Source organism: Thermogemmatispora tikiterensis, assembly GCF_003268475.1.
GTDB classification, from domain to species: domain Bacteria; phylum Chloroflexota; class Ktedonobacteria; order Ktedonobacterales; family Ktedonobacteraceae; genus Thermogemmatispora; species Thermogemmatispora tikiterensis.
On sequence record NZ_MCIF01000002.1, the window covers coordinates 2,665,508 to 2,681,471 of the forward strand.

Below are 15,964 nucleotides of genomic sequence, written 5' to 3' on the forward strand. Positions count from 1 at the left end.
ATCACAACACCTCGAAATGGAAAGGATCGGAGATACGCACCGAACCGAAGCCCTCGTTGCGACGGCGCCCGATGCCTTCCTCCTCCAGGCGGAAAAGGGCCTTGATCAGCTCGTCACGGTCGGCATCGCTGTGCATCCAGTAAGCAAAGAGGAAGACCGAGCCGCGCTCAATCGCATACTCCGCCGCACGCGGTAGGCCCCAAAGCTCGTTCCAGCCTGTTATACGACGCAGCGCTGCGGCCATGTGGAGAGCACGCAGCTCTTCCCTGGTGAAGGGTGGGCCGAGTAGCTCCGCCAGAACTACCTCATCGATGCGCCCACGGTAGCGCAGGAACTCGTCGCAGAGGATGGCTGGCGAATAGAGCGTGAGCGCGAAGTAGAACGGCTCTGTACCCTGACCCTGGCCCTTGCGAGGCCCTGGCGTCCCGTAGGTAGCCAGATAGTCTTTCAGTTCGCGATCGAAGGTCAGCAGGCGTTGGCGGAAATGTTCCCAGGACGCCGACGGCTCCTGCAGGGGAGTCAGCGTCAGCTCAACTGAGCCGAGGCCGCGCGTTCGTCCAGTGCCAACACGCACCAGGCCCGAATGACCCGCCTCTTCGATAAAACGCTGGAGCGCAGGCGCCTCTTCGTCGGAGGCCTTGAGCAGTCCCCAGAAGCAGGTTCCCTCGTCCAGAACTTCGCGATTGTAGAGAATCTCTTCCTGCACGGTTCCCCGCAGGCGGTCGATGCCCGTGTGCGTTTGCAAGCGCCGTCTTCCCCGATAATCGGCCAGCCGAAAGGTCGCCTCATGATGCGCATAGCTGCCGGTAATGCTCTGCATCGAGGCATCGCACTCCTTACAGGAGTACAGGTTTTTAAGCGCCCTGATCGCCTGCGGTTCACCATCGGGCTGCAGAGCAAAGACAGCCCAGGCAAAGAGCGTATCACACACACCGTGCCCACCCTCGTCCCGCGCCCGACCGCTGTCGCCTTTAAAGCCTGGGTGCCGCTTGCAGCTTTGGGCTGTGCGCGGCAGTGGATAGACAGGACTGAGCGGTATTTCCTGTTCTTCTCTCTGCTGCCCATCTTCACTCGGGATCAGAGGAGCGAGCAGCAGATCAGGGAATTGCACGCGCCCACTCAGAAAGAGGCGTCTGAACTCATCTCGTTCGTTAGGATAGAGCAAACGGAAGAGGCTGGCCAGGCTCCCGGCCAGGCTCGTTCCGGGCAGGTAGTCCAGACAACCAAAGCCGGAAGGAGCGTGGTCAGCCCGAATGGCCAGGGGCGAGCGAGCTTCTAGCAACAGCGCAAAAGTTTTCATTGCCAGGCCTCCTCTTGCGCCGTCGAATAGTAGACCAGGTCATCGAGACGCTCCTTTAACCAGCCGCGCCATTCCGTGGAAGGATATTCCTCTCCGTTGATTTCCAGACGCAGCACCTCACAGCGACATCGCCCTTTGCCCGTTGACTTATTGGCCCCGAGCTGCTCGACCAGGTGCAAGCCTGCGAGCAAGAGTAGCAGCGAATAGGTCGGGCTGCGCGGCTGCTCGTCGAGAGGCAGGCAGGTCAGCCAGCCGCGAATAGTGCCGTGGAAGGTTAGATGACGCAGGCCAAACTCGCTGGTGTAGAGCGCTCCGGGGACAGCCGTGCGCGTCAGGCGGCGCAGGCGTACCTGGGTATAGAGCGTCACTTGCCTTGCAGCGCCCTCTTCCAGCGCTGCCGCTGCCCGTGTGCTCTCTCCCGACTGTGGCAGCTCTGTTGCGCTGGTGGTCACGGGGTGAGCGTTGTCGAAGAAGAGCGTTCCAGGCAGCATCTGCGAGCCGAAGATGCGTGTGACCATGCTGATACGCGACCCGAGACCGCGCAGAGCCAGATTCTCATCATGGGGAGAGGCTAACAGATTGCGCATCTCAGCCAGCTCTTCATAGGTGCGGGCCAGTTGCTCGCAGCACTCGCGCAGGACTCCCTTGAATGTGGCACCAGGTACGTAGAGGCGGCCCTGCCGATCGCGCGCCACCGTGCGATCAACCAGTCCCTGACGAAAGCCAGTCCCCAAGTGGAAAGGGGTCAGGAAGGTCAGACTGTAATCAATGGACAGGCGATCAGTCCTCACTCTCACGCTCGCCCTCCTGCGCTGTCACAAAATCGTAGAGTTCAACCAGATCGAGCAACGGCGTCAGGTAGATCTCTTGCTCTGACTGACTCTGGCCCTGAAGCCGAGACCAGGGGAAAATCACGCGAGGGAAACCCTGGATATTGCCGGAGTTGGTCCCCGACTGGCTCCCCAGGAGGAGATAGCGCTGACTGAACTCATAGAGCCATCTCAACAGAAACTCACGCTCTCTGTCGCGGCAGCCCTGCAAGGCTGTCAGGGCCTCGAGAACGGCGCTGGTCCGGTTCATTCTGAGCACGGCCTCGCGTAGCTGATGCAACTTGGAGCGCGGAAAACCCAGGCGCTTCGCCCCGCGAATGGCTTGTAGCAGATCCTCCAGCACGGGGAGCCGATAGGGGCGCAGTGTGGCGCGGAATTCAGTGCCGGCCTCACGCCGGCAGTAAACGGTCTTGTAGAGATAGTCAAATTCGTGGGTGCCAGCACCAGCTACGACCAGGAAATTGATGCGCGTGTCGTCGCCATCTCCAGCGTCACGCCACTGGTCCACGCGAGCCTGCTTCTTAGCGAACCTGAGCGCATTCTCCGCCAGATCGTGCATCAGGCCGAAAGGATACTTCAAAGGGGCAAAAACTACCCCCACTGAGAGTGTGCCCTGCTGCCCACCTGCCTTTTTACGGAAGACACGGGCCACCTCCAGCGCCACGTTCAGGGCCCGATCACCGCTGGTCAGCAGCATCAGGTCGTCGCCGCCAAGCAAGAGCACATCGAAGGGGAAGAAATAGTCGCCCTCTGGCTGAGCTTCTTGTCTTGCCTGGCCATTCTCCTCTTCGTTGTCCTCCTCATCCAACAGGCCCTTCACGAGGACCGGCTTGAGGTGCTCGGCGACCGCGCTCGCCAGGGCGTCGTAGATGGCACTGTCGATATCTCCGGCGAATTCTTTGACCTGTTTGAGGGTCGAGAGTTTTTCAACCCTGCTGCCCATCCCGTTGCCATCGGCGTAGATCAGGCCGAGATAGTCTCTGACACTACCTCGACCGCTGCTGGCAACGGCGCGCAAGGTATCGATATCGTGCGGGCGCTTGGGCACGATGGGCTTACCATCCTCCAGGAAGTAATCAGGCGCTATTCTATTTAACCGAGAGATCAGGTTGGCCCAGAGTACCGCTCGCTTCGCCTCCTCGTCAGAGTCAGGGCTCACCTCCTGGGGTCTGGCTGCCATTCTCTCAATACTTTTCTTGATCTGAGCATCCTCTCTTCTCTTCTGAAGGCAGACAGGGCAATAACGCTGCTCTTCCTGCCGAGGCTCTCGCCAGGGGCTTTGCCCGGCAGCATATTCAAGGCCGCAGGAGTCGCAGAGCCGGAGCAGCGGATGGGACGGCAAGGCCACGATGGCCGGTGGGCAGTCCTTGGCGCGGCGCAGCTTATAGCGCAACAGATCAAGCTGCTGGCTCAGATTAGCCTGCCAGAGATCAGACTCAGCCAGCTCTGCTGGCAGCCGTTGCACAGCGCCCGTGACAGTAGCCCCACCCTGAGTTTCTTCGCGGTACCTGGCCTGGACTCGTCTCACGAATTCCTCTGCTTTGTCCTCAGCCAGCAAGAAGAGGCCTGAGCCGCCATTGGCATAGACCACTCGCGCGTTGGGATCGAGGTCCTTGGCGATGGCTCCCATAACCTCACGATTGAGCCGGTCAAGGATGGAGCTGGCACCACGGATCTCTCTCAGGCGATCGGTGCTGAAGACGTAGTTTTTGATACGATCGGTGTCGAGCATAACCAGCGCATAGGCCACGGCTGCGCTACCTCCCTTCACCATTCATTGCTCCGTTAAGATGCACCTTGCAGCAGACAAGAGCAGTATAGCACAGTTCGATGGAATTGCATATGAGAGCCTCTGCTGATTTCTTTCAATAACTCTAAGGACTGCCGATAGCAAGAAAAAAGCATCCACCTGCGCTGCGTAGAGGCAGGTGGATGCTGTGCTACTTCCTCTCACAAGCCCAAACGGGAAAGGACTAGATGCCGAGAGGATTAAAGCAGCCAAATTGGCTCGTTTCAAAACCATTTGGTCATGACTGCTCTAAGTATAACACAACATCTGAGGGAAGACGCAAGCCCCATCCTCTAAGGAACCTGTTTTTCTTCGGGTAACTGCTTTCCTCTATCTTGCCCCAGTGCCTGGAGCAAGAGTGGATTACTCTTGCTCCAGGCGCACGCAATTTCACTCCGGGACTGACCCTGTTCTATGGATCAGCGAAAGTGGCGATGCAGAAAAGACCATAAGAAAACTGGAATGTTGTTAACGTAGGGGATAATCCAGCTAACGAAAGAACGGAGGTATTCATCTAAGATGCACTTCCCTATCCTTAAAACAAGCTTAGGCAAAAAATCTGATCTCAGCCAACCACGTATCCCTAATTTCTTCCTGGAGAAATCGGACGAATCTAGAGCTTGTCCGCGAGGCTGTGAGGTATGAATACGCCCCGACTGCCTTTGATCTTTGGTAACTAGATTTTTGTGCTTTAATCCTCTCGACATCTTCCTTGCATTACTTTTTCTTTTTCTACTCATTTTTGCCTCCTTTCTTGAAGAGAGAACCTTCATCTTTGTTTCGATGTTCAGAAGCAGAGGTACTGTAATCTAACCTTTCCTCTCGAATATTAACATCGGCATTTTTCAATTTTTAGCGCACCTCCTTTTTAATTTTTTGATGAGTCAGATTGTGAAGTAAAATTACTTCACAATCTGACTCATCACTATCACCTACAAATCTAGCAGTCTCGGCACCAGCTGTCAAGAGCGGAAAGCGGTTCCATAGAATCAAGTTGGGCCTGGTGGACACAGATGGCAATTCTCCCTCTGCCTGCTGAAAAGAGTACTATCCATTAAAAACAGAACGAGCCAACACCCCGGATTCCCAGTTTCAGCTTACTCTCACCTTCCCCGGGGGGGCAAAGTACGCTATCATATCAAGGCAGTCGGGAACAGCAGAGGACAACGGGGGTGTCTCAGCCAGCCGCCATCAGCCCTAACGGGACCAGCCAGGCCGGACCGGACTGGGCCGGGCCGCCTACACTACAAACCAGCCAGCAGAGAACGCACAACAGCCATCCTCACTGACAGCACGAACGGAGAAAAACCATATGAGGCATAGAGAGCACCGAGAGCGCAGCAGCCCAACCAGCATAGCGATGGCCTTGCTCATCTCCCTCGCACGCCACTTCTCCCTCAAGCGTCTCCTTCTACGCACCCTGGGGGCCATCCTCAGCGCCCAGGCCATTACCCTGATCATCCTGCAAGTCATCTCGCGCCAGCGCAAGCGCTACCTCCCCCAGGGCGGCTTTCCTCACACCCGCTTTGCAGAGATCACCATCGGACAGGACCACCTGCAGCTCTACGACTACGGGCGCGACCTCTACGATGACATGCTCGCCGCCATCGACTCCGCTCAGGAAACCATTTACCTGGAATCATATATCTGGAAAGACGACAGCGTTGGCCGCGCCTTTAAAGAGCACCTGATTCGCAAAGCCGAAGAAGGCGTCGCCGTCTACGTCATCTTCGACTGGTTCGCCAACCTGGTCGTCCCGCGCAAATTCAAAATCTTCCCGCCCACCATTCATGTGCTCCAGTACCAGGCGCTCCGCTATCCCTGGCACCTTTTCGACCCCCGGCGCTACGCCCTCGACCATCGCAAACTGCTCGTCGTCGACGGCACGATCGGCTTCATCGGTGGCTATAACATCGGCGAAACCTACGCTACCAGCTGGCGCGACACCCACCTGCGCATCCGCGGACCAGCCGCCGCCGACCTGGCTCAATCCTTCGTCGACTTCTGGAACCAGCATGTACCCGCCCATGAACGCATCACCAGGCGCCACCCGCGCTGCTTCAACCCACTCATCAACGTGCGCGGCACCAGCGCCATGCGCCTCATGTTCCCCATCCGTGACATGTACATCGAGGCCATCGACCGCGCTCAGAAATTCATTTATCTGACCAACGCCTACTTTGTGCCGGATTCGATCCTGCTCGATGCCCTTAAAGCCGCCGCCCGGCGCGGCGTCGACGTCGAAATCCTCGTCCCCTGGATGTCCAACCACATCATCGCTGACTGGCTCTGCCGCAGTCACTTTAGCGAGTGCCTCAAGGCCGGCATCCGCGTCTTCGGCTACCGCCATATGCTTCACGCCAAAACCTGCACCATCGATGGCGAATGGTCGACCATCGGCACCGCCAACCTCGACCGCCTCAGTTCGATCGGCAACTACGAGATCAACGTGGAGATCTACAACGGCGACCTGGCCCGTCAGATGGAGGTCCTCTTCAAGTACGACAAGACCAATGCCTTCGAGCTGCGCCTCGAAGACTGGGAGCAGCGGCCCTGGTATGTGCGCCTCAGCGAGTGGCTGCTAGCCCCCCTGCGCTTCCTGACCTGACCACTCATCGCCAGCCATAAAAAGAGCGCGCCACCTGGCTGCCGGCAGACAGGAGCAGCTGCTGCCAGATTCAGCCAGGGCGCGCCCTTCGGTCGCCCTCCTGAACCATCCTAGAGGAAGTGCCTTACCGCCTCCACAAATTCCGCTGTGGTCGCCCTGCCCCCCTGGTCGGGAGGCAGCACCTGCCCGCGTCGATAGACCTCAGCAACAGCCTCCCGCAAGCGCAGGGCCTGCTCTCCATAGCCAAGATAGTCCAGCAACATGGCCCCAGAGAGCAGCATGGCCGTTGGATTGATCACCCCCTTGCCAGCCAGGTCCGGCGCTGAGCCATGCACTGGCTCAAAATAGGCATAGGTGGGACCATAGCAGCCACTCGGCGCCAGACCAAGCCCTCCAATACAGCCAGCAGCCATATCGGCCAGAATGTCGCCGTGCTCATTCGAGAGCACAACCACATCGAGGCTCTCAGGCACCGCTACCATGCGCCGCGCCAGGTCATCAATCAGAAACTCCTGATACTCCAGCTCTCCATAACGGCGCACCGTCTCGCGCACGATCTCGCGAAAGCGCCCGTCGGTACGCGGTTGAATCGAATACTTGGCACCGAGCGTCACCCGCCCCGGATAGCCCTGAGCCTTGCGCTCCAGGGCTAGCTCACAGGCCGCCTGCGCCACATAGGCCATCTGCTCATCGGTGCAGATGCGCACCGCATAGGCCCCCTGACGGTCCAGCGGCGGCGGCTGCCACCAGCTACGGCTACTCGCCAGGGCCGCCAGTTCGGCCAGGTCTCCTTCGCGCGGTGGATACATCCCCTCCAGATTGTCGCGCACAATGACAAAATCGAAATGCTCCGGCTCGCGCATCGGACTGCGATAGCCCGGCTGCCAGCGCACCGGACGAATGTTGACACGCGTATCTTTGCTCCAGCGCAGATACCAGAGCACAGGCCGGCTCGGCCCGCCACTGGCCCCAAAGAGCGTGCACACCGCCCTGTCAATCAGCTCCCGCGTCTCCTGCGGAAAAGCCGCCCCATAACGCTCCTCGGCCTCGCGCCCACTGCTCCCCCTGACAAAGCGCAACTCCGGTACCAGGCGCTGCAAGATCTCCACTGTGGGCCAGACTACTTCGGGCGCGGCATCATCGCCGGCAACGACGCAGATCAGCGCCGGCTCGTCCGGGGCCAGCGTTCGCCGAAAGATGCCCGCGCTCATCGCAGCGTTCCCTCACGCCGGATGTATTCAATGATGCCCCCCGCCTCCACAATGCGCGCGATAAAGGGCGGCAGCGGCTGCGCCTGAAAACGCTGGCCAGTGGTCAGGTTGGTAATCAGGCCCTGCTCTAGATCAACTTCGGCCTCTTGCCCATCCTCACTATTGAGTACGGCCTCCTCGCAGATCAGGACAGGCAGCCCGATGTTAATGGCGTTGCGGTAGAAAATGCGCGCAAAGCTGCGAGCTATCACCGCCTTGACGCCGCTGGCCTGGATAGCCGCCGGCGCATGCTCCCGCGAGGAGCCACAGCCAAAGTTGTGGCCAGCCATGATGATGTCACCCTGGCGCACCTGCTGGGCAAACTCCGGTAGAATCTCACATAGACAGTACTTCGCCAGCTGCGCGCGGTCGGTCGTGACATTGTAACGCCCCGGAATGATGACATCGGTATTGATATTATCACCGAGCTTCCAGATACGTCCCATGCTCTTGATCGCTCCTTCTCTCACTCTCAATCTACTGTCTGTCGTTGCTCTAGTGGACAGAGTGCCTGCCCTCTCGTCCCGCTCCTCTCGCTCACCAGCTCCTGATCATAGACTCAAGCAAGGAACTGGCGCGGATCGGTGATATGCCCGGTGATGGCCGTTGCCGCCACCGTGGCCGGACTGCCTAGGTAGATCTCGGCAGTGGGATCGCCCATGCGCCCGGTGAAGTTTCGATTCATCGTCGTCAGGGCACGCTCGCCAGGACCAAGCACGCCAAAGTGTCGGCCAATGCAAGGGCCACAGCCCGGCGTGCCAACCGAAGCCCCCGCCTGGATAAAGGTCTCAATGTAGCCCAGGCGCAGCGCCTCCAGATAGACCTCGCGCGAGGCCGGGATCACGACCATGCGCGTATTGGGATGAATGGTATGCCCCCGCAGGATCGAGGCCGCGATGGCCAGGTCGTCGAGCCTGCCATTGGTGCAGGTGCCCAGGAAGACCTGATCGATCTGAATGTGCTCGACCTGCTCAACCGGGACCACGTTGTTGACATCCGGCGGGCAGGCAATCAGTGGCGATAGATCGGAAACATCGACTTCGACCACACGCTCATAACGCGGATTCTGGGGCTGCAACATGGGATAGCTGCGATTGACACGCCCGCGCAGCCAGGCCTCGGTGGTGGCATCCGGCGCCACCAACCCGGTCTTGGCGCCCATCTCAATGGCCATGTTGCAGAGAGTGAAACGCTCACTGATCGAGAGAGACTCGACAAGCGGGCCGCTATACTCCAGGGCGCGGTAGTTGGCCCCGTCCACCCCAATGCGTCGCACCAGCTCCAGCGTCACATCTTTGACATAGACGCCGGGTTGCAGCTGCCCTGTCAGGCGCACATTAATGGTCTCGGGAACGCGGAACCAACTGCGCCCGGTAGCATAGGCGACGCCAATATCGGTCGACCCCATGCCGGTGGCAAAGGCCCCAAGGGCGCCATAGGTGCAGGTATGGCTGTCGGCACCAACAATAATCTCGCCCGGCGCCACAAAGCCGCGCTCCGGCATCACCTGATGACAAATGCCCTCCTGCAGGATCTGGATGCCCTGCTCACGGGCAAAGACGCGGATATCACGCTGCAGCGTGGCTGCTGCCACGGTGGCCGCCGGGACGATGTGATCAAAGACAATATGCGCACGCGCCGAGTCAAAGACGCGCCCACCGCCCTCGCCCGTCAGCTTGCGAAAGGCTTGAATGGCCAGCGGCGAGGTCGTGTCATGGCTCATGACGTGATCAACGTCGACGATCACAATTTCGCCGGCGTTCACTGGCCGGCCCAGTTTATAGCTAAAGATCTCTTCGGCTAGCGTTCCCATGCGGTACTCCTCTGTTCTTCATACCAGGATCGAATAAAGGCATCGACTGCCTCTGGGGAAAGTGGCCCCTCCTCAGCACGCATCTTCAGGGACCAGGTCAGCTCTCGTACCTGTTCGTCGCTCAGCTGCAGCCCCAGCTCCGCGGCCCGATGAGCTACAGCATGGCTTCCCGTAAAGCGCGAGCCGAGATCTACGCGGCGTTCCAGACCGAAATCTGCCGGATCAAGAATCTCATAGGCCCGCGGATTGTTCAGAATGGCACGAGTATGTACGCCTGCGCGATGTGTGAAGGCATATGGAGCTGTAATCGGATTATTGAAAGGAATAGGCAGATGAAGACATTGAGCAACATAATCATCGAGAGGTGCCAACTGCCTCAAATCACGCTGCTGAAGCGTCTCGGGATAGTGCAAGTAGAGCTGCGCCACCAGGCCGCTCAACGAGGCGATACCGTTACGTTCACCGATGCCCAGGACGGTCACATCCAGACAATCAGCTCCGGCTTCGTAGGCGGCAATGGTATTGGCAATGGCGCAGCCGCTATCGTTGTGGCCGTGGAACTCGATACCCACCCGGGGATAGCGCTCGGCACAGAGGCGAATGATGCGCTCGACCTGGCGCGGCGTGGCAATGCCCACCGAATCGGGCAGGCCGATGCGCTCCACCCCAGCCTCCACCACGGCATCAAAGACGGTCAACAGGTCGACCAGATCACTGCGAAAGGCATCCTCAGCCGAGAAGCGTACATAGCGTCCCGCCTCACGAATGCGCTGGATCAGTGGCACAGCATCGGCGATAATCCTCTCGATGCGTTTCCCATGACTATAAGAGCGCAGCTCGGGTGAGGTGCCATAGAAGAGGTTGACGCCAGCCACCGGGGTGGCCAGAGCCGCCTCGACATCCGCCTCCACACAGCGCACGTGGGTCACGATGCGCGCCCGCAGCCCCAGGGCGCAGAGGTGCTCGATGGCTTCGCGGATGCGCGGCGCCGAGATCGGCGAGGGCACCTCAATGAAATCGATGCCGAAGGCATCCAGCATACGAGCAATAGCAATCTGCTGCTCCAGATTGAAGAAAGCGCCGGCGAACTGCTCGCCTTCTCTGAGCGTCGTATCAAGAATGTGCAGCGCTCGTCTCATCGCTCCTCATCCTCCCCTCTGCCTGCTACTTCCTGAGCCAGGCTCGTCAGCACGCGCTCCAGTATGGCAATGGCCTCCATATATTCCTCCAGAGCAAGGTGTTCCTCGGGCGTATGATCCAGACGCGCATCGCCCGGGCCATAGGCCACAATCTCTGGTCCCCAGACCGGTCCGACGACATTCATATCCGAAGTGCCGGTCTTGACCTTAAAGGCAGGCTGGATTTCCATTGCCCTCATGGCCTGCACAAAGGCGCGCACCAGCCTGGTTGTGCGCGGCGCCTGGAACGCAGCTTCTTCGCCGCTGAAGCTTACTGCCAGTTCTGCCTCCGCCGCCCAGCGCTCTAGCTCAGCGCGCAGCTCCCGCGCCGAACAAGCCAGCGGCAGACGATAGCCAATGCGCAACGTCGCCCATTCGTGCAGGCCATCCTGGCCGCTCTCGATGCTGCGCAGCACCGGTTGCAGCGCCGCAAAAGGTGAGCTGCCACCATGCTCACGATTCCACTCCTCGGCATGGAGCCTGACCCGCTCCCAGAAAGCCGCCGCCGCCTCCGCCGCCGTCTGGCGGGGGCCAGCGCTGTGACCACAGGGACGTACCACTCGCCCATCAACAAGCAATCGCCCTTTGTAGCCCAGGGTCACCGCCCGGCTGCCACTCGGTTCGCCGATCAGGCAAGCATAGGGACGATAGCGATCAACGACGGCCCGCGCCCCCCGCGAGGTCGCAGCCTCTTCCTCTACTGCGCCGATAACCACGATCGGACGCTGCAGTCCGCCGCGCTTCGCCAGACGCGCCGCTGCCGCCAGAAAGGCCGCCAGCGGCCCCTTGGCATCCACCGCCCCACGCCCGTAGAGCTTGCCCTCGCGGATAGTCACCGGGATGGCCCCTGGTACCGTATCCATATGGCCAAGCAGCACTAGCGGCGCTCGTCCAGCAACCTCCGGGTCCACAGGCACCGTGGCGATCAGGTTGCCGACCTCATCGAGACTGGTTCGCAGCCCCAGGCGCGGGAGATATTCAGCGAGCCAGGTCGCAAGAGGACGCTCCTGACCGGAGAGACTTGGAATGCTCACCATGCGATAGAGCAACTCAATCTCCGCTCCCTGTTCAGCAGATGCCCCTCCCGAGATCGCCTCTGATCCCGCGGGATGCGATTCTGCCGTCACCTCCGTCACTGCCGGCTGCCCCGGCTGCCCGGCTTGCAGCAATATCTCTGCCAGACAGTCAAGCGCATGGTCAAGCTGCTCCTCGCTGATGACTAGCGGCGGCAGCAAGCGGATGACATTGGGACCTGCCGGCAGGGCCAGCACGCCGCGCTCTAGCAGCGCTTCGAGATAGGGCTGCACCCGCGTGCGCAGTTCGACGCCGAGCAGCAGGCCCAGGCCGCGCACCTCGCGGATCAGCGGCGACTGCAGCGCACTCAGACGCTGCAGAGCATGCTGACCGAGACGCGCGGCTCTCTCAGCCAGTCCCTCGCGCTCGATAATGTCCAGCGTTTCCAGGGCTGCAGCACAGACCAACGGATTGCCTCCGAAGGTGCTGCCATGCGTGCCCGGCGTGAGACGCCCGCTGGCGATCACACGCTCACCAAGCGCGATCACGCCCATCGGCAGCCCGCCGGCGATCCCTTTCGCCAGACAGAGCAGGTCGGGCTGCAGCCCATAATGCTCGCAGGCCAGGAAGCGCCCCGTGCGTCCGCAGCCAGTCTGTACCTCATCGACAATGAGCAACACCCCTCGCTCCTGACAGAGCCTGGCCAGCTCACGCACATAGACTGGATCAGCGACATGTACGCCTCCCTCGCCTTGCACCAGCTCAATCAGCACCGCCGCCGTCTGGTCGTCGATCGCTCGCTCCAGAGCCGCCAGGTCGTTGTAGCGCACATGCCTGATCTCTGGTACCAGAGGAGCAAACGGTTCACGATAGCTACGCTCCCAGGTAGCAGAGAGGGCACCAAAGGTCCGTCCGTGGAAGCCACGCAGCGTGGCGATGATGCCCGGTCGTCCGGTTGCCAGGCGAGCAAACTTGATCGCCCCCTCGACGGCCTCAGCCCCACTATTGCACAGGAAGAAGCGCTGTAGTCCAGACGGCATGAGCTGCGCCAGACGCTCCAGGAGACGGGCCCGAACATCGTTGTAGACACTCTCGGGGCAGGTGATCAAGCGCTGCGCCTGGGCCGCCAGCGCTGCGGCAATCTCCGCCCGCCCATGCCCGATGTTCGCCACTCCATGCCCGGCGGCGCAGTCAATGTAGCAGCGTCCCTGCACATCCCAGAGCAGCGCCCCCTCGCCACGCACGATCTCTACTGGCCGTTTGTTGTAGACCCCACTGCTGTAGAGCCGCTCCTGCTCCAGGAGTGACTCGGACAGCGCCGTTAGTCCGCTCAGTGCGCTCATCGCCGCACCTCCGCTGATAGAGCAGCGATGTAAGAGGAGGAGGCAGCCGCGCTCTCGCTGAGAGATGCCGAGGCAGCGATGGTTGTGCCCTCACCTGCCAGAACCGCTGCGAGTGAGCCAGCGCCAATGCAGACACGGCGGACCCCGCCGGCCAGAGCCTCCTGAGCACCGAGCAGCTTCTTACGCATGCGCCCCTGAGCATAGGGCAGGTACTGCTCCAGCTCGTGGGCCGCAATGGTGCGCACCACGCTGGCCGGATCAGCCAGGTCGCGCAACAAGCCCGGCACGTTGGTCAGAATGGCCAGGGTTTCCACACTTAGAGCCGCGGCAATCGCCGCCGCCACGCGGTCGCCATCAACATTCAAGCGCTCTCCCTCCAGGCCCAGGGCCAGCGGCGCCACCACCGGCGTATAACCTGCACCCAGGAGCAACTGCAGCAACGAGGCATTGACCTGCTCGATCTGCCCGCTGTAATCATCACGCACCACCCGCACGCGGCCATCGGGCATCACCGCCCGAAGGGCCGTCTTGCGCCGCGCCAGCAGTAGCCGTCCATCCACGCCGGCCAGGCCCACTGCGTTGACGCCGCGCCGCTGCAGGAGCGCTACCAGCTCCGTGTTAATCTGGCCAGCTACCGCCATCGCATAAATACGCAAGGTCTCGACATCGGTATAGCGACTGGTCATTCCATTGGGAGCGGTGAGCACCTGCATGGGGTGGCCCAGGCGCTCGCACAGCTCATTCGTGAGCTGAGAGCCGCCATGTACCACTACTACCCGCTCGCCTTCCCTCACCAGGCGCGCAATCTCTTCAACAATCGGCGTCGCATCAATACCGGCCCCACCGCCAATCTTGACAACAAGAGTCATGGCCCGTGCCTCCTCTTCTCTTGACCGAACCGAACAGAACTCAGATCAGATCGGATGCAGCCCTGGAAAGGTCAGCCCCAGCGTCTCATTCCAGCCAAAGCGACAGTTGAGCGCCTGCACGGCATTGCCGGCGGCCCCTTTCATCAGATTGTCCAGCGCAGCCATGACTACCAGGCGGCGCTGGGAAGGATCAAGTTCAAAGCCAATGTCACAGTAGTTGCTGCCAGCCAGAATCTTCGGCTCCGGATAGCGATAGACGCCGCTGCGCTCTTTCACCAGGCGAATGAATGGCTCATCGCGATACGCTTCGCGGTAGAGACGCCAGAGGGCCCGCTCATCAAGGTCGGTATTCAGAAAGACCTGGGCGGTGATCAGGACGCCCCGCACCAGCTCCACAGCGGTCGCCGAGAAGGCGAGTGTCTGCTGCCAGGAGCCTCCGGCTAGCGCACCCAGCTCCTGGATCAGCTCGGCGCTGTGACGGTGACCAGTCGGCTGGAATGAGCGCACCGCCCCGCTACGGTCGGGATGGTGACTACCCGGCCCGGGCGTGGCCCCCGCCGCCGAGGAGCCAACTTTCGCATCTACTACCAGGGGCAACCTCTGCTCTACCAGACCAGCCCGATAGAGCGGAGCCAGACCCAGGATGGCCGCCGTGGCCATGCAGCCTGTCCCGCTGATGAGAGCCGCCTCGCGCAGCTCCTGCCGATGCAGCTCCGGCAGACCATAAACAGCCTGGGCCAGGAGCTCCGGCTGCGAATGTTCCTTCCCATACCAGCGCAGATAGAGGTCTGGCGAGCGCAGACGAAAATCCGCTGAGAGATCGATGACTACTGGCGCCAGGCTACGATAGCGCTCGATAGCCTGCATCGCCGTCCCATGCGGCATGCAGAGAAAGATCACGTCGCAAGTCGACAGGTCATCATAATGGCAGAGGCGAAGGCCGCAGAGCTTGCGCAGATTGGGATGCAGGCTATGCACATACTGGCCAGCGTGACTGCTGGAAGCCACCTGGGCAATTTCCACCTGGGGATGAAAGAGGAGCAGGCGCAGCAGCTCGCCCGCTGTGTAGCCCGAACCGCCAACGATCGCTACGCGCACCTGACTCATCGCTCCGCTCCTTGCAGCACGCATTGCTCGATGTAGTCCAGCATCGCACCAGGGATGTCAACCCCGGTAGGAGCAATGCTATTGCGGAATTCCATTGTGGCATTGATTTCGTTGACCAGCAGGCCACGCTCTTCGTCTTCCAAGAGATCAATGGCCAGAATACCACCCCCAACTGCCTGCGCCGCACGCACACAGAGAGCATCCAGCTCGGGTGTAACTGGGCAATTGCTGGCCTGCGCCCCGCGGGCCGTGTTCGTGATCCAGTGCTCGCTTGTGCGATAGATCGCGCAGATCGTACGCTCTCCTACAACAAAGGCCCGGATATCGCGCTGCGGCTTCTGCACGTATTCCTGGATATAGTGAATGTGGTGCTGATAAGAGCCGAGCGTCTCGCGGTGCTCCAGTACAGCCTCGGCAGCGTCGCGGTCATTGACGCGCGCCAGCAGACGCCCCCAGGAACCAGTAGTCGGCTTGATAACCGCGGGATAGCCCAGGGCCTCGATGCCACGTAGAGCGCTTTCGGCGCTACAGGCCAGCAAGGTGCGTGGTGTGGGGATGCCCGCACGTAGCAAGGCCAGGGTGGTCTGCAGCTTATCGTTACAGAGGGCCGTCGTCGCCGGGCGATTGAAGACCTGCACTCCCCAGCTCTCCAGGACCTGAGCTACCGCCAGGCCCTGGGATTGGCTCACGCTGCGACAGAGCACGGCATCGTAGGAGCGCCAGCGCTCATCAGGTCGCGCCAGATCAAGCAGCAGCTCGCCATCATTCAGCAGGTCGAAGGCGATATCGCGCTGGCGCATGGCCTCGATGAGCAACTTCTCCTCAACGCGGATGCGCGAGGTCAGAATTGCCAGCCTCATGGT

The 15,964-nt window shown here is 60.7% G+C and carries 12 protein-coding genes; 1 reads left to right on the forward strand and 11 read right to left on the reverse strand.

The window, feature by feature from the left end:
• Position 1: 1 nt before the first annotated feature.
• Genes A4R35_RS10835 through A4R35_RS10845 form a run of 3 tightly spaced genes read right to left on the reverse strand, consistent with a single transcriptional unit; the run spans position 2 to position 3,904 of the window.
• Entirely contained in the window at positions 2–1,300 is a 1,299-nt protein-coding gene (locus tag A4R35_RS10835) for an RAMP superfamily CRISPR-associated protein (protein WP_112429233.1), read from the reverse strand.
• Positions 1,297–2,097, reverse strand: a complete 801-nt coding sequence (locus A4R35_RS10840; protein ID WP_112429235.1) for an RAMP superfamily CRISPR-associated protein — start codon at positions 2,095–2,097, stop codon at positions 1,297–1,299. Before A4R35_RS10840 ends, A4R35_RS10835 begins: the two co-directional genes overlap by 4 nt.
• A complete protein-coding gene (locus A4R35_RS10845) occupies positions 2,081–3,904 on the reverse strand; it encodes a Cas10/Cmr2 second palm domain-containing protein (RefSeq protein ID WP_112429237.1) in 1,824 nt (607 codons plus the stop codon). Before A4R35_RS10845 ends, A4R35_RS10840 begins: the two co-directional genes overlap by 17 nt.
• Before the next feature lie 1,327 nt (positions 3,905–5,231).
• Here A4R35_RS10845 and A4R35_RS10850 point away from each other — a divergent pair.
• Positions 5,232–6,527: a phospholipase D-like domain-containing protein gene (locus A4R35_RS10850; protein WP_223258296.1), complete on the forward strand. Its 1,296-nt coding sequence runs from the start codon at positions 5,232–5,234 to the stop codon at positions 6,525–6,527.
• 110 nt (positions 6,528–6,637) lie between these two features.
• Here the strand turns inward: A4R35_RS10850 and A4R35_RS10855 are convergent, their stop codons facing one another.
• The 8 genes from A4R35_RS10855 to lysX all read right to left on the reverse strand — a co-directional run bounded on the left by A4R35_RS10855 (position 6,638) and on the right by lysX (position 15,961).
• The gene (locus A4R35_RS10855) at positions 6,638–7,738 is read right to left on the reverse strand and encodes an isocitrate/isopropylmalate family dehydrogenase (RefSeq protein WP_112429241.1); all 1,101 of its coding nucleotides are present in this window, start codon (positions 7,736–7,738) and stop codon (positions 6,638–6,640) included.
• Positions 7,735–8,232 carry a 3-isopropylmalate dehydratase small subunit gene (locus A4R35_RS10860; RefSeq protein WP_112434136.1) on the reverse strand — a complete coding sequence of 166 codons (498 nt, stop codon included), beginning with the start codon at positions 8,230–8,232 and terminating at the stop codon, positions 7,735–7,737. Before A4R35_RS10860 ends, A4R35_RS10855 begins: the two co-directional genes overlap by 4 nt.
• A 104-nt stretch (positions 8,233–8,336) precedes the next feature.
• Positions 8,337–9,590 (reverse strand): 3-isopropylmalate dehydratase large subunit, encoded by a 1,254-nt coding sequence (locus A4R35_RS10865; protein WP_112429243.1) that lies wholly within the window; start codon positions 9,588–9,590, stop codon positions 8,337–8,339.
• Positions 9,578–10,729 (reverse strand): LeuA family protein, encoded by a 1,152-nt coding sequence (locus tag A4R35_RS10870; protein ID WP_112429245.1) that lies wholly within the window; start codon positions 10,727–10,729, stop codon positions 9,578–9,580. Before A4R35_RS10870 ends, A4R35_RS10865 begins: the two co-directional genes overlap by 13 nt.
• Positions 10,726–13,125 (reverse strand): [LysW]-lysine hydrolase, encoded by a 2,400-nt coding sequence (locus A4R35_RS10875; protein WP_112429247.1) that lies wholly within the window; start codon positions 13,123–13,125, stop codon positions 10,726–10,728. Before A4R35_RS10875 ends, A4R35_RS10870 begins: the two co-directional genes overlap by 4 nt.
• Positions 13,122–13,994: a [LysW]-aminoadipate kinase gene (locus A4R35_RS10880; protein WP_112429249.1), complete on the reverse strand. Its 873-nt coding sequence runs from the start codon at positions 13,992–13,994 to the stop codon at positions 13,122–13,124. The genes A4R35_RS10875 and A4R35_RS10880 overlap by 4 nt, the downstream gene beginning before the upstream one ends.
• Positions 13,995–14,039: 45 nt before the next feature.
• Positions 14,040–15,101: an N-acetyl-gamma-glutamyl-phosphate reductase gene (argC, locus tag A4R35_RS10885; RefSeq protein ID WP_112429251.1), complete on the reverse strand. Its 1,062-nt coding sequence runs from the start codon at positions 15,099–15,101 to the stop codon at positions 14,040–14,042.
• Positions 15,098–15,961, reverse strand: a complete 864-nt coding sequence (gene lysX / locus A4R35_RS10890; RefSeq protein ID WP_112429253.1) for a lysine biosynthesis protein LysX — start codon at positions 15,959–15,961, stop codon at positions 15,098–15,100. Before lysX ends, argC begins: the two co-directional genes overlap by 4 nt.
• Between the last annotated feature and the right edge of the window lie 3 nt (positions 15,962–15,964).

What these genes read in the sequence shown, in the direction of transcription:
- A4R35_RS10835 (WP_112429233.1), bottom strand. Translation starts at nt 1,300, where the DNA reads ATGAAAACTTTTGCGCTGTTGCTAGAAGCTCGCTCGCCCCTGGCCATT.
- A4R35_RS10845 (WP_112429237.1), bottom strand. Translation starts at nt 3,904, where the DNA reads ATGGTGAAGGGAGGTAGCGCAGCCGTGGCCTATGCGCTGGTTATGCTC.
- A4R35_RS10850 (WP_223258296.1), top strand. Translation starts at nt 5,232, where the DNA reads ATGAGGCATAGAGAGCACCGAGAGCGCAGCAGCCCAACCAGCATAGCG.
- A4R35_RS10855 (WP_112429241.1), bottom strand. Translation starts at nt 7,738, where the DNA reads ATGAGCGCGGGCATCTTTCGGCGAACGCTGGCCCCGGACGAGCCGGCG.
- A4R35_RS10865 (WP_112429243.1), bottom strand. Translation starts at nt 9,590, where the DNA reads ATGGGAACGCTAGCCGAAGAGATCTTTAGCTATAAACTGGGCCGGCCA.
- A4R35_RS10870 (WP_112429245.1), bottom strand. Translation starts at nt 10,729, where the DNA reads ATGAGACGAGCGCTGCACATTCTTGATACGACGCTCAGAGAAGGCGAG.
- A4R35_RS10875 (WP_112429247.1), bottom strand. Translation starts at nt 13,125, where the DNA reads ATGAGCGCACTGAGCGGACTAACGGCGCTGTCCGAGTCACTCCTGGAG.
- A4R35_RS10880 (WP_112429249.1), bottom strand. Translation starts at nt 13,994, where the DNA reads ATGACTCTTGTTGTCAAGATTGGCGGTGGGGCCGGTATTGATGCGACG.
- argC (WP_112429251.1), bottom strand. Translation starts at nt 15,101, where the DNA reads ATGAGTCAGGTGCGCGTAGCGATCGTTGGCGGTTCGGGCTACACAGCG.
- lysX (WP_112429253.1), bottom strand. Translation starts at nt 15,961, where the DNA reads ATGAGGCTGGCAATTCTGACCTCGCGCATCCGCGTTGAGGAGAAGTTG.